This window comes from Pseudomonas graminis (genome assembly GCF_900111735.1).
GTDB lineage: Bacteria > Pseudomonadota > Gammaproteobacteria > Pseudomonadales > Pseudomonadaceae > Aquipseudomonas > Aquipseudomonas graminis.
On sequence record NZ_FOHW01000020.1, the window covers coordinates 88,115 to 110,023 of the forward strand.

The 21,909-nt window shown below is 62.1% G+C and carries 18 protein-coding genes; 16 read left to right on the plus strand and 2 right to left on the minus strand.

What is annotated here, in order from left to right; genetic code table 11:
• Nucleotides 1-198 precede the first annotated feature (198 nt).
• Together bamE and BMY98_RS16070 are read left to right on the plus strand one after the other, a co-directional pair.
• Entirely contained in the window at nt 199-453 is a 255-nt protein-coding gene (bamE, locus tag BMY98_RS16065; protein ID WP_065986688.1) for an outer membrane protein assembly factor BamE domain-containing protein, read from the plus strand.
• 86 nt (nt 454-539) lie between these two features.
• A complete protein-coding gene (locus BMY98_RS16070; RefSeq protein ID WP_245760079.1) occupies nt 540-1,034 on the plus strand; it encodes a lipocalin family protein in 495 nt (164 codons plus the stop codon).
• A gap of 109 nt (nt 1,035-1,143) precedes the next feature.
• On the opposite strand, the gene BMY98_RS16075 is transcribed toward BMY98_RS16070, so the two are convergent.
• A complete protein-coding gene (locus tag BMY98_RS16075; protein ID WP_074890818.1) occupies nt 1,144-2,508 on the minus strand; it encodes a formimidoylglutamate deiminase in 1,365 nt (454 codons plus the stop codon).
• 190 nt (nt 2,509-2,698) lie between these two features.
• Between BMY98_RS16075 and hutC the strand changes: the two genes are divergently transcribed.
• The 13 genes from hutC to hutG all read left to right on the plus strand — a co-directional run bounded on the left by hutC (nt 2,699) and on the right by hutG (nt 18,775).
• Nucleotides 2,699-3,409 carry a histidine utilization transcriptional repressor HutC gene (gene hutC / locus BMY98_RS16080; RefSeq protein ID WP_166650545.1) on the plus strand — a complete coding sequence of 237 codons (711 nt, stop codon included), beginning with the start codon at nt 2,699-2,701 and terminating at the stop codon, nt 3,407-3,409.
• Entirely contained in the window at nt 3,406-3,999 is a 594-nt protein-coding gene (locus tag BMY98_RS16085; protein WP_074890822.1) for a HutD/Ves family protein, read from the plus strand. The genes hutC and BMY98_RS16085 overlap by 4 nt, the downstream gene beginning before the upstream one ends.
• 55 nt (nt 4,000-4,054) lie before the next feature.
• Nucleotides 4,055-5,233 (plus strand): Na+/H+ antiporter NhaA, encoded by a 1,179-nt coding sequence (nhaA, locus tag BMY98_RS16090; protein ID WP_074890824.1) that lies wholly within the window; start codon nt 4,055-4,057, stop codon nt 5,231-5,233.
• A 345-nt stretch (nt 5,234-5,578) separates the two neighbouring features.
• Nucleotides 5,579-7,276 carry a urocanate hydratase gene (gene hutU, locus BMY98_RS16095; RefSeq protein ID WP_074890826.1) on the plus strand — a complete coding sequence of 566 codons (1,698 nt, stop codon included), beginning with the start codon at nt 5,579-5,581 and terminating at the stop codon, nt 7,274-7,276.
• A gap of 172 nt (nt 7,277-7,448) precedes the next feature.
• Nucleotides 7,449-8,918, plus strand: coding sequence for a purine-cytosine permease family protein (locus BMY98_RS16100; protein ID WP_074890828.1), 1,470 nt, complete (start codon nt 7,449-7,451; stop codon nt 8,916-8,918).
• A 139-nt stretch (nt 8,919-9,057) separates the two neighbouring features.
• Nucleotides 9,058-10,023 carry an ABC transporter substrate-binding protein gene (locus BMY98_RS16105; protein WP_065986702.1) on the plus strand — a complete coding sequence of 322 codons (966 nt, stop codon included), beginning with the start codon at nt 9,058-9,060 and terminating at the stop codon, nt 10,021-10,023.
• 186 nt (nt 10,024-10,209) lie between these two features.
• Nucleotides 10,210-11,061, plus strand: coding sequence for an ABC transporter permease (locus tag BMY98_RS16110; RefSeq protein ID WP_074890829.1), 852 nt, complete (start codon nt 10,210-10,212; stop codon nt 11,059-11,061).
• A complete protein-coding gene (locus tag BMY98_RS16115; protein WP_074890831.1) occupies nt 11,058-11,933 on the plus strand; it encodes a quaternary amine ABC transporter ATP-binding protein in 876 nt (291 codons plus the stop codon). Before BMY98_RS16110 ends, BMY98_RS16115 begins: the two co-directional genes overlap by 4 nt.
• Nucleotides 11,934-11,946: 13 nt before the next feature.
• Nucleotides 11,947-13,578 carry a histidine ammonia-lyase gene (hutH, locus tag BMY98_RS16120; protein WP_074890832.1) on the plus strand — a complete coding sequence of 544 codons (1,632 nt, stop codon included), beginning with the start codon at nt 11,947-11,949 and terminating at the stop codon, nt 13,576-13,578.
• Between the two features lie 14 nt (nt 13,579-13,592).
• Nucleotides 13,593-15,143: a histidine ammonia-lyase gene (gene hutH / locus BMY98_RS16125; RefSeq protein ID WP_074890834.1), complete on the plus strand. Its 1,551-nt coding sequence runs from the start codon at nt 13,593-13,595 to the stop codon at nt 15,141-15,143.
• 187 nt (nt 15,144-15,330) lie between these two features.
• The gene (locus BMY98_RS16130; RefSeq protein WP_074890835.1) at nt 15,331-16,725 is read left to right on the plus strand and encodes an amino acid permease; all 1,395 of its coding nucleotides are present in this window, start codon (nt 15,331-15,333) and stop codon (nt 16,723-16,725) included.
• Between the two features lie 27 nt (nt 16,726-16,752).
• The gene (gene hutI / locus BMY98_RS16135) at nt 16,753-17,958 is read left to right on the plus strand and encodes an imidazolonepropionase (RefSeq protein ID WP_074890837.1); all 1,206 of its coding nucleotides are present in this window, start codon (nt 16,753-16,755) and stop codon (nt 17,956-17,958) included.
• Between the two features lie 13 nt (nt 17,959-17,971).
• Nucleotides 17,972-18,775 carry an N-formylglutamate deformylase gene (hutG, locus tag BMY98_RS16140; RefSeq protein ID WP_074890839.1) on the plus strand — a complete coding sequence of 268 codons (804 nt, stop codon included), beginning with the start codon at nt 17,972-17,974 and terminating at the stop codon, nt 18,773-18,775.
• 218 nt (nt 18,776-18,993) lie between these two features.
• Here the strand turns inward: hutG and BMY98_RS16145 are convergent, their stop codons facing one another.
• On the minus strand, nt 18,994-21,333 hold the full coding sequence (locus BMY98_RS16145; RefSeq protein WP_074890841.1) for a heavy metal translocating P-type ATPase: 2,340 nt from the start codon (nt 21,331-21,333) through the stop codon (nt 18,994-18,996).
• An 83-nt stretch (nt 21,334-21,416) separates the two neighbouring features.
• On the opposite strand from BMY98_RS16145, the gene cadR reads away from it, so the two are divergent.
• Nucleotides 21,417-21,875, plus strand: a complete 459-nt coding sequence (cadR, locus tag BMY98_RS16150; protein WP_074890843.1) for a Cd(II)/Pb(II)-responsive transcriptional regulator — start codon at nt 21,417-21,419, stop codon at nt 21,873-21,875.
• Nucleotides 21,876-21,909: the final 34 nt, after the last annotated feature.

Consider the following 21,909-nt stretch of genomic DNA (forward strand, 5'->3'; position numbering starts at 1 on the left):
CCCGCCGCACCACTCTGTAGGAGCGCGCTTGCCCGCGAAATGCGGTGGGTCAGCAACCTATTCGTGACCGACAAAACGTAATCGCGGGCAAGCGCGCTCCTACAGGGTTCGCGGCGAGCGCTGAGTCCGTCATCAACATCAATGACTGACGTTAGGCGCTGCGACGCTGCCCCCCCTTCGATTCAGGAGCTTCATCTCATGTCTTTACGCACTCTCGCGGTGTTGTCGTTCTGCGTTCTGCTGGCGGCCTGCAGCAAGGTCACTCAGGAAAACTACTCGAAAATCACGGCCGGCATGCCCAAGGCGCAGGTCGAGCAATTGCTCGGCAGCCCGACCGAGTGCTCCGGCGCGTTGGGCATGTCCAGCTGCACATGGGGCGATGCGAAGACGTTCATCAGCGTCCAGTACGCCGCCGACAAGGTCGTGCTGTTTTCCGCGCAGGGCCTTGAATGAGTATTCGTCAGGCATTGAAGTTCGGCGCTGTGGCGATAGCGGCGGTTTGGCTGGCTGGCTGTGCGGTCAAGTCTGAAAGCGAATCCATGGCGCCGAAGACGGTTGATCACGTCGACCTCAAGCGTTACCAGGGCACTTGGTACGAAGTGGCGAGGCTGCCGATGTTCTTCCAGCGCAACTGCGCGCAGTCCGAAGCGCACTACACGCTGAAGGATGATGGGAATATTGCCGTCACCAACCGCTGCCGTACGATCGAGGGCAAGTGGGAGGAGGCAAGCGGGACGGCTTCGCCGCAGATTCAGGGCAAGACCGACAAGCTGTGGGTCGTGTTCGATAACTGGTTCTCGAACCTCTTCCCGGGTGTGGCGAAGGGTGATTACTGGGTGCTGTACGTGAGCCCCGATTACAAAGTCGCTCTGGTCGGCAGCCCGAGCCGCAAGTTCCTGTGGCTGCTGTCGCGCACGCCTCAGGTGTCGGACTCAGTCCGTAACGACATGCTGATGAGAGCGCAGCAGCAGGGTTACGACACCACCAAGCTGATCTGGCGGGTGGCGGATTCAAAAGTAGGCAAGGCAGACTAACCCTTCGCGAGCAAGCTCGCTCCCACAGGATGTTCATATGTCTGTGGAAGCGACCGGTGTGGCGCTCCACATTGCTTGCGAGTGTCTCGGGGCACTCACCGCAGATGCATCAGCCCAGCAATTCCCGCAATACCTGAGTGAACGCACGGCTGCAAGGGCCTTCATCGGCATGATGGCCGTCGCGGATCACCCAGCGGCCATTGACCATCACATCCTTGATCTGACGATCACTACCGGCGAACAGCCAGCGATTGAGAATGGCATCGCCGGACGCCGTCGCGAGATACGGATCGTTGCCGTCCAGCACCAGCCAGTCCGCACGTTTGCCAACTTCCAAAGCGCCTACCGGTTGCCCCATCGCTTGTGCACCGCCCAACAACGCCGCATCGTACAGCGTGCGTCCGACCATCGGTTGATCCGGCCGGTACAGGCGATTTCGACGTTGATCGCGCAGACGCTGGCCGTATTCCAGCCAACGCAACTCTTCCACCACGCTCAGCGACACATGGCTGTCAGAGCCAATGCCCCAACGCCCGCCCTGGGCGATGTAATCCACCGCCGGAAAAATCCCGTCGCCCAGGTTCGCTTCGGTGGTCAGGCACAGTCCCGCGATCGCACGACTTTTCGCCATCAACGCCACTTCGTCCGGCTGGGCATGGGTCGCATGAACCAGGCACCAGCGCCCATCGACCTCGACGTTTTCGTACAGCCATTGCAATGGCCGGCGACCGCTCCAGCTCAGGCAATCGTCGACTTCCTTTTGCTGCTCGGCGATATGGATGTGGATCGGGCAATGGCGGTCGCTGGCGGCCGTCACGTCGCTGATCTGCTGCGGGGTCACGGCGCGCAACGAATGAAAGCACAGCCCCAGCGCCTGGGCGGGTTCCGCGGCGATGACGGGCTTCAGGCGGGACTGCAGATCCAGGTAACTGTCGGTGCTATTGATGAACCGGCGCTGGCCCCCGTTCGGCGTCAGGCCGCCAAAACCGGAGTGGCTGTAGAGCACCGGCAGCAGGGTCATGCCGATGCCGACCGAACTCGCGGCCTGACTGACCTGCAGCGCCAGCTCGGCAGGGTCGGCATAGGGCTTGCCGGAGGTGTCCTGATGGACGTAGTGGAATTCCGCCACTGAGGTGAAGCCGCCCTTGAGCATTTCGATATACAGCTGCCGCGCGATGACGCCGAGCTGCTGCGGGCTGATCTGCCCGACGAGGCGATACATCAGGTCGCGCCAGGTCCAGAAACTGTCATTGGGATTGCCGGCCACTTCCGCCAGGCCCGCCATGGCGCGCTGAAAAGCGTGGGAGTGCAGATTGGGCATACCCGGCACGACAGGCCCGTTGAGCAGTTCGGCGTCACCGGCATCGGCGTCGGCCTGAACATGACTCAACAGCCCATCAGCGCTGACCTCGAAACGTACGTTGCTGGCCCAGCCGGTGGGCAATAACGCGCGTTCGGCAAAGAAAACGGACATGACTCGGCACCCCTCGCTTGAAATTGTCTATACATATACAGACGTTTATACGGTCGGTAAACTTCGCCGCGCTTGTCGGCACACGTGTTAATCGCTAGCGTGGACGCTGTAATCTCTTTCGCCTGAATAACGCCATAACAAGGATTTCTCTGTGCCGACTCCGCCTGCCAATTTGCCGCTGGCTTCCCAGATGGGTGACAGTCCGGCGCCGCTGTACGCCAGGGTGAAGCACATGATCACCCAGCAGATTCAGAACGGCACTTGGCCGCCGCACCACCGCGTGCCGTCCGAGAGCGAACTGGTGACGCAACTGGGCTTCAGCCGCATGACCATCAACCGTGCCCTGCGCGAGATGACCGCCGAAGGGATGTTGGTGCGCATGCAGGGCGTCGGCACGTTCGTCGCCGAGCCCAAGACTCAATCCGCGCTGTTCGAGGTGCATAACATTGCCGACGAGATCGCCGCCCGCGGTCACGCCCACACCTGCCAGGTCATCATCCTCACCGAAGAAGCTGCCGGTTCCGAACGCGCGCTGGCGCTGGACATGCGTGAAGGCCAGCGGGTGTTTCATTCGCTGATCGTGCATTTCGAAAACGACATTCCCGTGCAAATCGAAGACCGTTTCGTCAACGCCCTCGTCGCGCCGGACTACCTACAGCAGGATTTCACCCAACAAACGCCCTACGCCTACCTATCCCAGGTCGCGCCGCTGACCGAAGGTGAGCACGTGGTTGAGGCGATTCTCGCCGAGCCCGACGAATGCAAGTTGCTACAGATCGAGAAGGGCGAGCCGTGCCTGCTGGTGCGTCGACGCACCTGGTCCGGCCGTCAACCGGTGACCGCCGCCCGCCTGATTCACCCCGGCTCACGCCACCGCCTGGAAGGACGCTTCAGTAAATGACTCAACTGACTGTTCTGCGCGCTGCGGACTACCCGCGCATGCCCTGGAAAAACGGTGGCGGCAGCACCGAGGAAATCACCCGCGATGCCGGCGAAGGCCTGGAAGGTTTCGGCTGGCGGCTGTCGATTGCCGACATCGGCCAGTCGGGCGGCTTTTCGGTGTTCGCCGGTTATCAGCGCATCATTACCGTGCTGCAAGGCACAGGCATGACGCTGAATATCGATGGCAAGGACAGCGAGCCACTGCTGCCGTCCGATCCGTTCGCGTTCAGCGGCGACAGCGCGGTGTCGTGCACACTGCTCGACGGCCCGATCCGCGACTTCAACCTGATCTACTCGCCAGCCCGCTACCGCGCGCGCCTGCAGTGGATCGATGTGATGCAGCCCCAGCGTTTTTTTAGTTCGGCCGATGTGTTTCTGGTGTTCAGCACCGCCGAGCAGATGGCCGCCAATGTCGGCGAGCACCCGCCGCAAGTGCTCGAAAAACATGACTGCTTACAATTGGACAATGCCCCGGGCACGCTGCTGGAGACGGTGCTCTACGCCCCGCGCGCCAGCCGCGTGTGCGTGATCGAGCTGTCGCGCGTCTGAGTCCCGCCACCCCTGTGTTAGATTGCGTCTTTTTTTCGCCAGCACAGGGACGACCATGACGACGCTCAACGACAACAAAGAAAGCCCACGAGCCCTCGCCATCCTTGCCAGTTTTCTCGCATCGGAATCGGCAGGCGGCCTCGTGCTGATGGGTGCCGCCCTCGCAGCGATCATCGTCGCCAACTCCCCCCTCGCCCCCTCGTACTTCGCCGCACTGCACAGTGTCTGGGGCGGGCTGTCGATCGAGCTATGGATCAACGACGGGCTGATGGCGATCTTCTTTCTGATGGTCGGTCTGGAAATCAAACGCGAAGTATTGGCCGGTGGTCTTTCCACCTGGGGCCAGCGTGCGCTCCCCGGTTTTGCGGCAGCGGGTGGCATGTTGGTGCCGGCGCTGATCTACATCGGCGTCAACATGGGCAACGCCGAAACCATGAGTGGCTGGGCGATCCCTGCCGCCACCGACATTGCCTTTGCCCTTGGCGTGCTGTCGTTGCTGGGCAAGCGGGTGCCGACGTCGCTGAAGGTGTTTCTGGCCGCACTGGCGATTCTCGATGACCTGGGCGCCGTCACCATCATCGCGCTGTTTTACAGCACCGGCCTGAACATGCCGATGCTCGGCGCCTCGTTCGCGACGCTGGCCGTGCTGGTGATCATGAACCGCATGGGCGTGCAGCGATTGCTGCCGTATCTGCTGCTGGGTCTGTTGTTGTGGTTCTTCGTGCTGCAATCAGGCGTGCACGCAACGTTGGCCGGTGTGGCGCTGGCCCTGTGCATTCCGCTGGGCACGCGTAAAGAAGAAGCCCGCTCGCCGCTGCTGTTTCTCGAAGAAAAAATGCACTACTGGGTGGCATTTGCGGTGGTGCCAATTTTCGGCTTTGCCAACGCGGGCGTGTCCCTGTCGGGGATTACCCTCGGCAATCTGGTCGACCCGGTGCCGCTGGGTGTCGCGCTGGGGTTGTTTGTCGGCAAGCAGATCGGTGTATTTCTCGCGGCGGTGCTGGCGATCCGATCCGGGCTGGCGACACTGCCGGAAGGCAGCAACTGGACGCAGCTGTATGGCGTAGCCCTGCTCTGCGGGATCGGCTTCACCATGAGCCTGTTCATCGGCAACCTGGCCTTCCCGGGCGCAGCGCATTTGATCGATGAAGTGAAAGTGGGCGTGTTGCTGGGCTCGATCGCGTCGGCGCTTGCCGGGGTGTGGCTGTTGCGCAGCAAGCTGGCTCAGCACTGATCCAGCTCTGACAGCAGACTCTCTGTTACCCCCAGCCACGCACTGTGCTGGGGCGCGCGCACCGAAAAGTAACAATTTCCTTCTTTTCACCTTCCTTGCATCCATAACCCTTCGCACGACTGAATCCCTGGCAAGCCCGACGCAATGCGGGCCGACGGGATTTCTGCGCCTGCGAAACCAACATTGGCCTCTTGGTTGCATATGCTTGTATGTACAAGTAAGCATGAGTCGATAAAAGCCGCTCCCGATCAGTTCGGATTACACGGCGAGACTCATGCAGAACCTTATTCCCACGTTCGTCACGGGCCCCGCGTCCAGGCCGGATTGATCATCGAGGATTGTTAAGTGACTACTGACCACAACACCCCTGCTCCGCAATGGACCAAACGCCGCGATGTGGAAATCCGCGCAGCCCGTGGCACGCAACTGACCGCCAAGAGCTGGATGACCGAGGCGCCGTTGCGGATGTTGATGAACAACCTCGACCCGGAAGTCGCCGAGAACCCGAACGAACTGGTGGTCTACGGCGGTATCGGTCGTGCGGCGCGTAACTGGGAATGCTATGACAAGATCGTCGAAAGCCTGACGAACCTGAATGACGACGAAACCCTGCTGGTGCAGTCCGGCAAACCGGTCGGCGTGTTCAAGACCCACAGCAACGCGCCCCGCGTGCTGATCGCCAACTCCAATCTGGTCCCTCACTGGGCGAGCTGGGAGCACTTCAACGAACTGGATGCAAAAGGCCTGGCGATGTACGGCCAGATGACCGCCGGCAGCTGGATCTACATCGGTAGCCAGGGCATCGTTCAAGGCACCTACGAAACCTTCGTCGAAGCCGGCCGCCAGCATTACGATGGCAACCTGAAAGGCCGTTGGGTACTGACCGCAGGCCTCGGCGGCATGGGCGGCGCGCAGCCACTCGCTGCCGGCATGGCGGGCGCCTGCTCGCTGAACATCGAATGCCAGCAAAGCCGCATCGATTTCCGCCTGAAAACCCGCTATGTCGACGAGCAAGCCACGGACCTCGACGACGCCCTCGCCCGCATCGCCAAATACACCGCCGAAGGCAAGGCGATCTCCATCGCCCTGTGCGGCAACGCCGCCGAGATCCTTCCGGAAATGGTCCGTCGTGGCGTGCGCCCGGACATGGTCACCGACCAGACCAGCGCCCACGATCCGCTCAACGGCTACCTGCCAAAAGGCTGGACCTGGGAGCAGTACCGCGAGCGCGCCGCCACCGAGCCTGCCGCAGTGGTCAAGGCTGCCAAGCAGTCCATGGCCGAGCACGTCGAAGCCATGCTGGCGTTCCAGAAAATGGGCGTGCCGACGTTCGATTACGGCAACAACATCCGTCAGATGGCCAAAGAAGTCGGCGTAACCCATGCCTTCGACTTCCCCGGCTTTGTGCCTGCTTACATTCGCCCGCTGTTCTGCCGTGGCGTCGGTCCGTTCCGCTGGGCCGCGCTGTCGGGCAATCCTGAAGACATCTACAAGACCGACGCCAAAGTCAAAGAGCTGATCCCGGACGACGCGCACCTGCACAACTGGCTGGACATGGCCCGCGAGCGCATCAGCTTCCAGGGTCTGCCGGCGCGTATCTGCTGGGTCGGCCTGGGCCAGCGCGCCAAACTGGGCCTGGCCTTCAACGAAATGGTCCGCAGCGGCGAGCTGTCGGCGCCGGTGGTGATCGGTCGTGATCACCTCGACTCCGGCTCCGTGGCCAGCCCCAACCGCGAGACCGAGTCGATGCAGGACGGCTCCGACGCCGTGTCCGACTGGCCGCTGCTCAACGCCCTGCTCAACACCGCGAGCGGCGCGACCTGGGTCTCGCTGCACCATGGCGGCGGCGTCGGCATGGGTTTCTCGCAGCACTCGGGCATGGTCATCGTCTGCGACGGCACCGATGAAGCTGCCGAACGTATCGCCCGAGTCCTGCACAACGACCCGGCCACCGGTGTGATGCGTCATGCCGATGCGGGGTATCAGATCGCGATCGACTGCGCCAAAGAGCAGGGTCTCAACCTGCCGATGATTAACGGCTAAAGCACTTCCCTATAGGAGTGACCGCGGTGGCGCTCCACCTTGCTCGCGATAGCGTCGGACCATTCAACATTGATGGCGCCCGACATTACGAAATCGCGAGCAAGCCCACTCCTACGGAGAGATGCATTCCGCAGTTATGCGTCCCAACATTCGACTTACGGGGATCTTCGCAATGGCTGTTCAAGATGATCGTGCTGCACCTGCTTCCGTGATCGAGCGGCGTTCGATCGATTACATCCCTGATGCCGAGCGACACGGTCGTCTGTTCAGCCAGTTCACCCTCTGGCTGGGCGCCAACCTGCAGATCACCGCGATCGTCACCGGGGCGCTGGCCGTGGTGCTGGGCGGTGATGTGCACTGGTCGCTGATCGGGCTTTTCATCGGGCAACTCATCGGCGGCGGCGTCATGGCGCTCCACGCGGCACAAGGCCCGAAGCTCGGCCTGCCGCAGATGATTTCCAGCCGGGTGCAGTTCGGCGTCTACGGCGCGGTGATTCCGCTGGTGCTGGTGTGCCTGATGTACATCGGTTTTTCTGCCAGCGGCTCGTTGCTTGCCGGTCAAGCGGTGGCACAACTGATCAACGTGCCGGACTGGCAAGGCGTGGTGATCTTCGCGGCGGCCATCGTGGTACTGACGATTCTGGGCTACCGGGTCATCCACCTGATCGGCCGGGTCGCCAGCCTCATCGGCGTGATCGCCTTCGTCTACCTGTTCGCCGCGCTGCTGGCGGGCAATGACGTTGGCGCGTTGCTGGGCAACAAGCACTTTTCGCTGAGCAGCTTCCTGCTGGCGATTTCCCTCTCGGCGTCCTGGCAGATAGCCTTCGGTCCCTACGTCGCGGACTACTCGCGCTATCTGCCGCGTAGCACCTCAGCCGGCAAAACGTTCTGGGCGGTAGGTCTGGGGTCGGTGATCGGCGCGCAGGCGTCGATGGTGTTCGGCGTGTTCGCGGCGGCGCTGGCCGGCAAAAACTTCGCCCATCACGAGGTCTCGTTCATCGTCGGCCTTGGCGGGACAGGCGCGGTCGCGGCAGCGCTGTATTTCAGCATTGCGTTCGGCAAGGTGACCATCACTACGCTCAACGCCTACGGCAGCTTCATGTCCATCGCCACCATTGTCAGCGGCTTCCGTGGCAATCGGCACATCTCCAGCGCGCTGCGGCTGACGTACATTTTCGCCATGGTCGGCATCGCAACGGCCCTGGCGCTGCTGGGCAAGGACTCGTTCCTCAAGGACTTCTCGGCCTTCATCCTGTTTCTGCTGGCGTTCTTCACACCGTGGAGCGCGATCAATCTGGTGGACTTCTACTGCATCACCAAAGAACGCTACGACATCCCGGCGCTCTCGGACCCGAACGGTCGCTATGGCCGCTGGAACGGGATGGGCATCGGAATTTACGTGCTGGGCGTGCTGATTCAAATGCCGTTCATCTCCACCCATTTTTATACCGGCCCGCTGGTGGCGAGCCTTGATGACACCGACATTTCGTGGATCATCGGCCTCATCGTGCCCGCTGTGCTGTACTACGTGGCGGCGAAGAAGTGGCCGGGCAACGTGGCCGATCGCCTGATCCTGCCGACGGATTCCGAGGCGCTTCAGGCAAGCTGCACCGTTGCCCCTGCGCACGTCGCGGTGAACTGACCGTTCGTCATGCACGTCTGTTGCAGGAGGCATGCTGGAGAGAGAAGCGGGACGAGGCCGACAAGTGCCTCTCCCCTTGGCTGGAAGCCGTCTGTTTTCGCTACTGCCGTCATCCACTAAAAGACCGGAGCGTCACTCAATGAACACGAAAAAGGCCCTGCTATCCACGTTGCTCACCGCGGGCGTGCTCGCCAGTGGCGCCAGTCAGGCGGCGGGATGGTGCGAGTCCGGCAAGCCGGTGAAATTCGCCGGCCTGAACTGGGAAAGCGCAATGCTGCTGACCGACGTGCTGCAAGTTGTGCTGAACAAGGGCTATGGCTGCGAAGTGGATAGTCTGCCGGGCAACTCCATCACCATGGAAAACGCCCTGAGCACCAACGATATTCAAGTGTTTGCCGAAGAATGGGTCGGCCGCAGCGAGGTCTGGAACAAGGCTGAAGCCGCCGGCAAAGTGGTCGGCGTCGGCTCACCGGTGAAGGGTGCGGTGGAAGGCTGGTACGTGCCGCGTTACGTGATCGAAGGCGACGCCAAGCGCAAGCTGGAAGCCAAGGCACCGGACCTCAAGTCCATCGCCGATCTGGGCAAATACGCAGCCCTGTTCAAAGACGCCGAGGAGCCGGAAAAAGGCCGTTTCTATAACTGCCCGGCCGGCTGGACCTGCGAGCTGGAAAACAGCGAGATGCTGAAAAGCTATGGCCTGGAAAGCAAGTACACCAACTTCCGCCCGGGCACCGGCCCGGCGCTGGATGCGGCGATCCTGTCCAGCTACAAGCGTGGCGAGCCGATCCTGGCTTACTACTGGTCGCCGACCCCGCTGATGGGCCAGGTGGACATGGTGCGTCTGGAAGAGAAAGCCGGCGTGAACAAGACCATTGAGATCAAGGTCGGCCTGTCCAAGGCGTTCCACGAACAGGCGCCTGAACTGGTGTCAGTGATGGAGAAGGTCAACATCCCGATCGACCTGCTCAACCAGAATCTGGCGCGCATGACCAAGGAGCGCATCGAGTCGCCGAAGCTGGCGAAGATCTTCCTCAAGGAACACCCGGAAGTGTGGCATCAGTGGGTGAGCGAGGATGCGGCGAAGAAGGTGGATGCCTCTCTCTGACAGGCACCACTGTCTGTAGGAGCGTGGTTTGTCCCGCGATCGGCCGGGAACCGGTCGTAGATAAGCCGAACGCGGTATGTCAGACACACCGCAGCGTTTGATTTTGCTGCCGCTTCGCGGCAGATCGCGGGACAAGCCACGCTCCTACAGGAACCAGGCCGCCACTCTAAACATCGAGATAACGATATGTTCCCCGAAAGCTTCACGTTCTCCATCGCCGATTGGGTCAATGACTGGGTCGACAAGCTGGTCACCAACTACGGCGACGTATTCCGGCACATCTCCGACACGCTGCTGTGGGCCATCGTCAAGCTCGAAGGCCTGTTGCGCGTTGCGCCGTGGTGGCTGCTGCTGGCCATCGTCGGCCTGATCGCCTGGCACGCGACCCGCAAGATCACCACCACAGTCGTCATCGTCGGCCTGCTGTTTCTGGTCGGCGCCGTAGGCCTGTGGGACAAGCTGATGCAGACCCTGGCGCTGATGCTGGTGGCCACGCTCATTTCGGTAATCATCGGCATACCGCTCGGCATTCTGTCGGCGCGCAGCAATCGCCTGCGTTCGGTGTTGATGCCGCTGTTGGACATCATGCAGACCATGCCCAGCTTCGTGTACCTGATTCCGGTGCTGATGCTGTTTGGTCTGGGCAAAGTCCCGGCGATTTTCGCCACCGTCATCTACGCCGCGCCGCCGTTGATTCGTCTGACAGACCTGGGCATTCGTCAGGTCGACGGCGAGGTCATGGAAGCGATCAACGCGTTCGGCGCCAACCGCTGGCAGCAACTGTTTGGCGTGCAACTGCCGCTGGCGCTGCCGAGCATCATGGCCGGGATCAACCAGACCACGATGATGGCGCTGTCGATGGTGGTGATCGCCTCGATGATCGGTGCGCGCGGTCTGGGCGAAGACGTGCTGGTCGGCATCCAGACCCTCAACGTCGGACGCGGCCTGGAAGCGGGCCTGGCCATCGTCATTCTGGCGGTCGTGATCGACCGTATTACGCAGGCCTACGGCCGTCCACGGCATGAGGCGAACAAATGAGCGTCGAGACTATCAATCCAGCGAGCTCGGGCGGCCCAGACAGTGCGGTGAGCCCGGGCGGCAAAATCGTCGTCAAGAACGTGTACAAGATCTTCGGCAACCGCGCCAAGGATGCCCTGGCGATGGTTCAGAACAACCAGACCAAGGATCAGGTCCTGGCGCAGACGGGCTGCGTGGTCGGCGTGAACGACCTGTCGCTGTCCATCTCCAGCGGCGAGATCTTCGTGATCATGGGCCTGTCGGGTTCCGGCAAATCGACCCTGGTGCGCCACTTCAACCGCCTGATCGATCCCACCAGCGGCGAGATTCTGGTCGATGGCGAGAACATCCTGACCTACGACATGGAAGCGCTGCGCAACTTCCGTCGGCACAAGATCAGCATGGTGTTCCAGAGCTTCGGCCTGCTGCCGCACAAGACCGTGATCGACAACGTCGCCTACGGCCTGACCGTTCGTGGCGAAAGCAAAGCGCAATGCGCCGAGCGCGCGCAGCACTGGATCACCACCGTGGGCCTGAAGGGCTACGAGAAGAAGTACCCCCATCAGCTCTCCGGCGGCATGCGGCAGCGTGTCGGCCTGGCACGGGCGCTGGCGGCTGACACTGACATCATCCTGATGGACGAAGCGTTCAGCGCCCTCGATCCGCTGATCCGCGCGGAGATGCAGGACCAGTTGCTGGAGCTGCAGTCGAACCTGAAGAAGACCATCGTTTTCATCACCCACGACCTCGACGAAGCCGTGCGCATCGGCAACCGCATCGCGATTTTGAAGGACGGTCAGTTGATCCAGGTCGGGACGCCGAAAGAAATCCTCTACTCGCCTGCCGACGATTACGTTGATCGTTTCGTGCAGCGGCGCGTGGCGACTCTCTAAGGACGCTGTGGTCATGTCGCGAGCAGAACTGATCATCATCGGCGAGGGCCCGGTCAGCTGGCAGGAGGTGACCGCCGTTGCCCGTCATGGCGCGACACTTTCGTTGTCGGAAGGCGCCTGGGCGCGCATCGACAATGCCCAGGCGATCGTCCAGCGCATCGTTGCCAGCGGGGAGCGCGCCTACGGCGTGAACACCGGCCTCGGCGCGCTGTGCAATGTGTCGCTGGCCGGCGAGCAACTGGGTCGGCTGTCGCGCAACACCTTGCTCAGCCATGCCTGCGGCGTCGGTCCGGCGTTACCGGACGAGCAGACCCGCGCGATCACCTGCGCCGCGATCATCAACTACAGCCAGGGCAAGTCCGGGATTCATCGTCAGGTCGTCGAGGCCTTGCTCGCCTTGCTCAATCGCCGCATCACACCGCAAGTGCCGTCCCAGGGGTCCGTGGGATATCTCACGCACATGGCACACATCGGCGTCGCGCTGTTGGGCGTCGGTCAGGTGAGTTATCGCGGGCAAGTGATGTCGGCGTTGCAGGCGCTCAGCGAAGAAGGCCTGTCGCCGGTAGAGCTGGGAGCCAAGGACGGTCTGTGTCTGGTCAACGGCACGCCGTGCATGACCGGCCTCAGTTGCCTGGCGATTGCCGACGTGAATCGCCTGATGCAGTGGGCCGATGTTATCAGCGCCATGACCTTCGAAGGTCTGCGGGGCCAGCTCGACGCCTTTGACGAAACCATCATTGCGCTCAAGCCGCACCCCGGCATGCAGCAGGTCGGCAAAAACCTGCGCGGCCTGCTCGCCGGCAGCGAGGTGCTCGCCAACAGTCAGGGCATCCGCACTCAAGACGCCTTGAGCATCCGCTCGATCCCGCAGGTCCACGGCGCCACCCGCGACCAGTTGGCCCACGCGACGCGGCAGATCGAAATAGAGCTCAACTCGGCCACCGACAACCCGCTGCTGATGGGCACACCCGAAGCGTATCGGGTGGTTTCCCAGGCCAACCCCCACGGCCAGTCCGTGGCGATGGCCGCTGACTTGCTGGCGATTGCCATGGCCGAACTGGGCTCGATTGCCGAGCGGCGCCTGGATCGGCTGATCAACCCGACAGTCAGCGGACTTCCGGCGTTTCTGGTCAGCCAGCCGGGGGTCAACTCCGGGATGATGATCACCCAATACGTCGCCGCCTCGCTGTGTGCCGAAAACCGCCAGTTGGCACAACCGGCGGTCATTGATAACTACGTGACGTCTGGCCTGCAGGAGGATCATCTGAGCATGGGCACCAGCGCCGCCTTGAAGCTGCACAAGGTGCTGGAGAACGTGACGCAGATCCTCGCCATCGAGTATCTGCTGGCCGCCCAGGCGTTCGAGTTTTTCAAGGGCCCGCGTTTTGGCGTCGGCACAGAAGTCGCGTGGCGTCTTTTGCGCGAGCGCGTGCCGGCCTACGACGAAGACCGCTGGCTGGCCCCGGACATCGCCAGCAGCGTGACGCTGCTGAAGAACGAAGAGTCATTGGAAACCGTATTCCAGCGCTGCCGCGACTACGCGGCAGGCGCTAACCCCGACACCGACAACAACGGTCGCAGCGCAAGCGCCCCCCGCGCGGGACAGGCAGGAGCCGGTTCAGCGCAGACGACCGATACCCATTAAGGAGTAGCAGCATCGTGACCGATACCCAACAGGCGACCCCGCTGAATCTGATCCCTGGCCAGTTGAGCCTCGCCCAATTGCGCGCGATCTATCAGCGGCCGGTAACGCTGACCCTCGACGCCAGCGCCGATCGCCAGATCGAAGACAGCGTGGCCTGCGTTGAACAGATCCTCGCCGAAAACCGCACCGCTTACGGCATCAATACCGGTTTCGGCCTGCTGGCGTCGACGCGCATCGCCAGCGCCGACCTGGAGAACCTGCAGCGTTCGCTGGTGCTGTCTCACGCCGCAGGCGTTGGCGGGCCGATCAGCGATGAGCTGGTGCGCCTGATCATGGTGCTCAAGGTCAACAGCCTGAGCCGGGGCTTCTCCGGGATTCGCCGTCAGGTCATCGACGCGCTGATCGCCCTGATCAACGCCGAGGTTTACCCACACATCCCGCTCAAGGGTTCCGTTGGCGCATCCGGCGACCTCGCACCACTGGCGCACATGTCGCTGGTGCTGCTGGGCGAAGGCAAGGCGCGCCACAAGGGCGAATGGCTGAATGCCGTGGAAGCGCTGGCGGTTGCCGGGCTTAAGCCGCTGACACTCGCGGCCAAAGAAGGCCTGGCGCTGCTTAACGGCACGCAAGTATCGACGGCGTACGCGCTGCGCGGCCTGTTCGAAGCCGAAGACCTGTTCGCCGGTGCCCTGAGCTGCGGCGCCCTGACCGTTGAAGCCGTGCTCGGCTCCCGCGCGCCCTTCGACGCACGCATTCATGCGGCACGCGGTCAGCGCGGCCAGATCGATTCGGCAGCGGCCTATCGCAACCTGCTCGGCGAAGGCAGTCAGGTTTCCGACTCCCACCGCGACTGCGACAAGGTTCAGGACCCCTACTCCCTGCGCTGCCAGCCACAAGTCATGGGCGCCTGCCTGACCCAATTGCGTCAGGCCGCCGAAGTGCTGGCGATAGAATCCAACGCGGTGTCGGACAACCCGCTGGTGTTCGCAGCCGAAGGCGAAGTCATTTCCGGCGGTAACTTCCACGCCGAACCCGTTGCCATGGCGGCCGACAACATCGCCCTGGCCATCGCCGAAATCGGCTCGCTGAGCGAACGCCGCATCTCGCTGATGATGGACAAGCACATGTCGCAGCTGCCGCCGTTCCTGGTGGCCAACGGCGGGGTTAACTCGGGTTTCATGATCGCTCAGGTCACGGCCGCAGCGCTGGCCAGTGAAAACAAGGCGCTGTCCCACCCGCACAGCGTCGACAGCCTGCCGACCTCCGCCAACCAGGAAGACCATGTGTCGATGGCACCTGCCGCTGGCAAGCGTCTGTGGGAAATGGCGGAGAACACTCGCGGCGTGCTGGCTGTAGAATGGCTGGCTGCGTGTCAGGGTCTGGACTTGCGCAACGGTCTGAAGACCTCGGAAAAACTGGAAGTCGCCCGCACCACGCTGCGCGGCAAAGTCCCGTTCTACGAGAAAGACCGCTTCTTCGCCCCTGATATCGAGGCCGCCATCGAGCTGCTGGCTTCCAACTGCCTGAGCGACCTGGTTTCTGCTGACCTGCTGCCGAGCTTCTGATCGGGACAGGCCGGGATGGCCTGTCGTTGAAATGAGTGAAGGGGATTTACCCCTGTAGGAGTGAGCTTGCTCGCGATGCAATAGGTCAGAAACGCATTTGCCGTCTGACACACCGCAATCGCGAGCAAGCTCACTCCTACAAGAGCCGCTCGTTTCGCAGCAAAAAGTAAGACTAGGAACGTGTGAAATGACATCGCAAAACGCTACAGATCTGAAACGCGGGCTCAGCGCTCGCCACATTCGCTTCATGGCGCTGGGCTCGGCCATTGGCACCGGGTTGTTCTACGGCTCCGCGTCGGCCATCAAGCTGGCCGGTCCCGCCGTTCTGCTGGTGTACATCATTGCCGGTGCTGCGGTTTACATGGTCATGCGCGCCTTGGGCGAGATGGCCGTGCGCAATCCAGTGTCCGGCTCGTTCGGCGAGTACGCCACCACCTATCTGGGTCCGCTAGCAGGGTTCGTCCTCGGCTGGACCTACGCCTTCGAAATGGTCATCGTCTGCCTGGCCGACGTCACCGCCTTCGGTATTTACATGGGCTTCTGGTTTCCAGAGGTGCCACGCTGGATCTGGGTGCTCGGCATCGTCTTTCTGATCGGCGCGCTTAACCTGTGCAGCGTCAAAGTCTTCGGTGAAACCGAGTTCTGGCTTTCGCTGCTCAAGGTCGGCGCGATCATCGCGATGATCCTCGCCGGCTTCGGCATCATGCTGTTCGGCCTCGGCTCGGTCTCGGGCGGCGGCGTCAGCAGCGTGAGCAATCTGTGGGCCTACGGCGGCTTCATGCCCAACGGCATCGGCGGTCTCGTGGCCTCGCTGGCCGTGGTGATGTTCGCCTTTGGCGGCATCGAAATCATCGGCATCACCGCCGGTGAAGCTCGGAACCCGGAGCGCGTGATTCCCCGCGCGATCAACGCGGTCCCGCTGCGAATTCTGCTGTTTTACGTTCTCACGCTGTTCGTCCTGATGTCGCTGTACCCGTGGCAGCAGATCGGCAGCCAGGGCAGCCCGTTCGTCCAGATCTTCGATCACCTGGGGATTTCATCAGCAGCCACCGTCCTCAACATCGTAGTGATCACCGCAGCCGTTTCGGCGATCAACAGCGACATCTTCGGTGCCGGACGCATGATGTACGGACTGGCGATACAAGGTCAGGCGCCAAAGGGTTTTGCTCAGTTGTCCGCTCAGGGCGTGCCGTGGATGACCGTGCTGGTGATGGGTGTCGCGCTGCTCTGCGGCGTTGTGCTGAATTACCTGATTCCGGAAAACGTGTTCCTGCTGATCGCCTCGATCGCGACCTTCGCGACGGTCTGGGTGTGGCTGATGATTCTGGTCACGCAGATCGCCATGCGCCGCTCGATGAGCGCAGAAGAAGTCGCCCAGCTGAAATTCCCGGTGCCGTTCTGGCCCGTCGCACCGATTGTTGCCACGTTGTTCATGGTGTTTGTGTTTGGCGTGCTGGGTTATTTCCCGGACAGCCAGGCGGCGCTGGTGGTGGGAGCGGTGTGGATTGCTCTGCTGGTGGCTGCGTACTGGATCTGGGTCAAGCCGAAGCAGAACCTGATCAAGGCCCCATCGAATAGCTGATTAATTGACCCACTCTTGGAGAGATCGATGAAAACGCTCTGGCACCACTGTCACGCAGCAACCATGGCGAACGCCACGTACTCGATCATCGAGGACGCCGCCATCGTGACCGACGGAGCGCAGATCGTCTGGATCGGTCCTCTCCAGGAGTTTCCGGACCAGGGCGACATCAAGCGCGTCGACCTGAACGGTGCGTGGGTGACGCCGGGACTGATCGATTGCCACACCCACACAGTGTTCGGCGGTAACCGCAGCGGTGAGTTCGAACAGCGGTTGCAGGGCGTCAGCTACGCCGAGATCGCCGCAGCGGGCGGCGGCATTGCCAGCACCGTGCGGGCTACCCGGGCTGCCAGTGAAGAAGAGCTCTACGCCAGCGCCGAGCGTCGTCTGGTGCACCTGCTCAGAGATGGCGTGACCACCATCGAGATGAAATCCGGCTACGGCCTGGACCTCGCCAGCGAACGCAAAATCCTGCGGGTGATTCGCCAACTGGGTGAAAACCTGCCGATCACCGTGCGCAGCACCTGTCTCGCCGCCCACGCCTTGCCGCCGGAGTACAAAGACCGCGCCGATGACTACATCGCCCACATCTGCAGCGAAATGCTGCCGGCGTTGGCGGCAGAAAATCTGGTGGATGCGGTCGATGCGTTCTGCGAATACCTGGCGTTCTCGCCGGCGCAGGTCGAACAGGTGTTCATCACTGCCGGCCAGTTAGGCCTGCCGGTGAAGCTGCATGCCGAGCAGTTGTCTTCGCTGCACGGCTCGAGTCTGGCGGCGCGTTATCAAGCGCTTTCGGCTGACCATCTTGAGTTCATGACCGAAGAAGACGCCATCGCGATGGCGGCCTCAGGCACAGTCGCCGTTTTGCTGCCGGGGGCGTTTTATTTCCTGCGCGAAACTCAATTGCCGCCGATGGATGCCCTGCGCAAACACGGGGTGAAGATCGCCATTTCCACCGACCTTAATCCGGGCACATCGCCGGGCCTGTCGCTGCGGCTGATGCTGAACATGGCCTGCACACTGTTCCGCATGACGCCAGAAGAAGCCTTGGCCGGGGTAACCATTCACGCGGCGCAGGCGCTGGGCATGGCCGAGACCCATGGTTCGCTGGAAGTGGGCAAAACGGCGGATTTCGTCGCCTGGCACATCGAACGGCCTGCCGACCTCGCCTATTGGCTGGGCGGCGATCTGGACAAACGCGTCGTGCGTCATGGCGTGGAACGCACTCTCTAATCAGGGGAATACTGTGGACAAGGTTCTGAGTTTCACTCGCGGTCGCGTACCGCTGCTGATCAGCATGCCGCACCCGGGACTGCACCTGACGCCCGCCGTGCGTGATGGCCTGGTGGACGAGGCGGTGAGCCTGCCGGACACCGACTGGCACATCCCGCGTCTGTATGACTTTGCGTCTGATCTGGGGGCAAGCGTGCTTGCGGCGGAATACTCACGCTTCGTCATCGACCTCAACCGCCCCTCCGACGACACGCCGCTGTACGCCGGCGCGACCACCGGGCTGTTCCCCTCGACGCTGTTTGAGGGCGATCCGCTGTTCAAAGAGGGTTTGGCGCCGAGCCAGGAAGAACGCGCGAGCTATCTGGAGAAGATCTGGACGCCGTATCACGAGACGCTACGCAACGAGCTCGAACGCCTGCGCGCCGAGTTCGGTTATGCGTTGCTGTTTGATGCGCATTCCATTCGTGGGCACATTCCGCATCTGTTTGACGGTCGGCTGCCGGACTTCAATCTCGGGACGTTCAATGGTGCGAGTTGTGATGAAGCGCTGGCTCAGCGTCTGGATTCAACGTGCGCCGCCGCGAAGAACTACAGCCATGTGCTCAACGGGCGCTTCAAGGGCGGCCATATCACCCGCCACTATGGCGACCCGGCCAACCACATCCACGCGGTGCAACTGGAACTGGCGCAGAGCACGTACATGGACGAGTTCGTGCCCTTCCACTACCGCCCCGATCTGGCCGAGCCGACGCAGTTGGTGCTGAAAGGGCTGCTGGAAGAAATGATCGCCTGGGGGCGGGAGACGTACGGGAAGTAGGCCTGGGTTGATGATTTTCTTGATGGTTCCCACGCTCTGCGTGGGAACCAATCCCCCTGACGCTCCGCGTCAAAGGACGCGGAGCGTCCGCCACCCGCGTGCCCACGCAGAGCGTGGGCACGATCACAATCCCACTGGATGCGCACGTGCCGTTAGTGGGACCGGCTTCAGCCGGGAAGAGGCCTGTCTGAGCGCCGTCAGCTTCCTGATCGTCAGCGTTACTTCTTCAACAACCGCAATCCATTGGCCACCACCAGCAAACTCACGCCCATGTCGGCAAACACTGCCATCCACATGGTCGCCATCCCGGCGAAGGTCACCGCCAGAAAGATCAACTTGATCACCAGCGCCAGCGCAATGTTCTGCTTGAGCACAGCAGCCGTGTCCCGCGACAGGCGAATAAACGTCGGGATCTTGCGCAGATCATCGTCCATCAGCGCCACGTCGGCGGTTTCGATGGCGGTGTCCGTCCCCGCCGCCGCCATGGCAAAACCGATCTCCGCCCGGGCCAGCGCCGGCGCATCGTTGATGCCATCCCCGACCATGCCTACGCGGTGGTTCTGCGCGTACAGGGCTTCGATGGCTTGCAGCTTGTCGGTCGGCATCAGATTGCCCTGCGCCTGATCGATCCCCACCTGAGCGGCGATGGCCTTGGCCGTGTGCGGGTTGTCGCCCGTCAGCATCATCGTCCTCACGCCCAGCGCATGCAGTTGCTCGATGGCCTCGCGGCTGCTGTCCTTGACCGTGTCGGCGACCGCAAACAACGCCAGCGGGCCGGAGGCGTCGAACAGCAGCACCACGGTTTTGCCCTGGCTTTCCAGCGCTTCGAGCTGCGCTTCCAGTTCCGGCGAGCAATACCCGGCGTCATGCACCAGACGGTGGTTGCCCAAGTGATACAAACGCCCTTGCACCTCGCCCTTCACGCCAAGCCCCGCAAGGGCTTCGAACGCCTCAACCGGCAAGCGAGCGCCTTCTTGCGCCGCCTTGGCAATGGCTTGAGACACCGGGTGATCCGAGCGACCGGCAAGGCTCGCCGAGATCGCCACAGCCTGCTCACCCAGTGACGTATCGAGCAATACGTAATCGGTCTGCACCGGCTTGCCGTGGGTGATGGTGCCGGTCTTGTCGAGGGCCAGGTAATCGAGCTTATGCCCCATCTCCAGGTATACGCCGCCCTTGACCAGGATGCCTTTGCGCGCCGCCGCCGCCAGACCGCTGACGATCGTCACCGGCGTCGAAATCACCAGCGCACACGGGCACGCGACAACCAGCAGCACCAGCGCGCGGTAGATCCAGTCGAACCACACCGCGCCCATGAACAGCGGCGGGATGATGGCGATCGCCAAGGCCAACGCGAACACGGCGGGGGTGTAGATTTTCGAAAAGCTGTCCACGAACCGCTGAGTCGGCGCGCGCGCACCCTGGGCCGCCTCGACGGCATGGATGATCCGCGCCAGCGTCGAGTTGTTGGCAGCGGCGGTCACTTTGTATTCCAGCGAACCGGCCTGATTGATCGTGCCGGCAAAAACCTTGTCGCCGACGGTTTTCTCGACCGGCAAGCTTTCGCCGGTGATCGGCGCTTGATCGATGCTCGACTGGCCGGCAACCACTTCACCGTCCAGCCCGATGCGCTCGCCCGGCTTGACCCGGACGACGCTGCCCAACGCAATATCCTTGACCTCAAGCTCGAACCACTCGCCGTTCTGCTGCACGGTCGCGGTTTCCGGCGTCAGCTGCATCAGGCCGCCGATGGCGTTGCGGGCACGGTCCAGGGATTTGGCTTCAATCAGCTCGGCGACGGTGAACAGAAACATCACCATCGCCGCTTCCGGCCACTGGCCGATCAGCACCGCGCCGGTGACAGCGATGCTCATCAGCGCATTGATATTCAGGTTGAAGTTTTTCAGGGCGATCCAGCCCTTTTTGTACGTGGTCAGGCCGCCGCTGAAAATGGCGACCAGCGCGACGATGGCGACCACCCAAGTGGGCGCGGCGTTGGTGAAATGGATAACTTCCGCAGCCAAAGCAGCGACACCCGACAACGCCAACGGCCACCACGGCTTGTTGGCGGGCGGCAGCGACGCGGTTTCCTTGTCAGCGCCCTCTTCGATCAGGTCCGCCTGCATGCCCAGCGAGCCAATGGCTTCACGGATGGGATCGGTGGACGGCAACTCATGCCACACGCCCAGCACGCGGTTGATCAGGTTGAATTCAAGCTTCTGAATGCCCTTCATCTTGCCGAGCTTGTTCTGGATCAACGTCTGCTCGGTGGGGCAGTCCATGGCTTCGATACGGAAGCTACTGAGCTGACCGTCGGCGTCTGATGCGCCATCGATGGTCACGACGGCGGGCGCGCTGTCGTGTGAGCAGCAGGCGTGGGCAGCGTGGTCGTGTTTGTGCACGGGCGTGAGTTTGGCTTGCCCATGGTCATGACCGGCATGATCGTGATCGGCGTGGTCATGGGCGGAATGGTCATGGCCAGCGTGATCGTGATCGGCATGGTTATGCGCGTCGTGAGCGGGTTTGTTCGGGGAAGATGTGTGTACAGAGTCACTCATGGATTGAGTCTCTAGATGTGCTTGTTGCCAAGTGAACACCCTGTAGCCACTATAGGGTCAAGCGTCCTATCGAGATCTTGCGCATGAACCCTTCATTTAAAATCGGCGAACTGGCAAAACTCACGGAATGTCCGGTGGAAACGATTCGGTACTACGAGCGAGAGGGTCTCCTCAGCGAACCCGCGCGCAGCGAAGGCAACTACCGTTTGTACACTCAGGAGCACGTCGAGCGCCTGACCTTCATCCGCAATTGCCGAAGCCTGGATATGACGCTGGACGAAATCCGCAGCCTGCTGGCCCTGCGCGACAGTCCGCGGGATCAGTGCGAGAACGTCAACGCGCTGATCGACGAACACATCCAGCACGTGAACGCCCGCGTTGCGAGCCTGCAAGCGCTGCAGGAGCAACTGGTCGACCTGCGCCAACGCTGCAGCGAAGGCGCGCCGGATCACTGTGGAATTCTGGATCGACTGGAAATCAGTGGCAGCGTCGTGACCGCGGATGTCGAACACTCCCACGTAGGCCGTAGCCACGGGCATTGACTGGTTAGTGGGACCGGCTTCAGCCGGGAAGAGG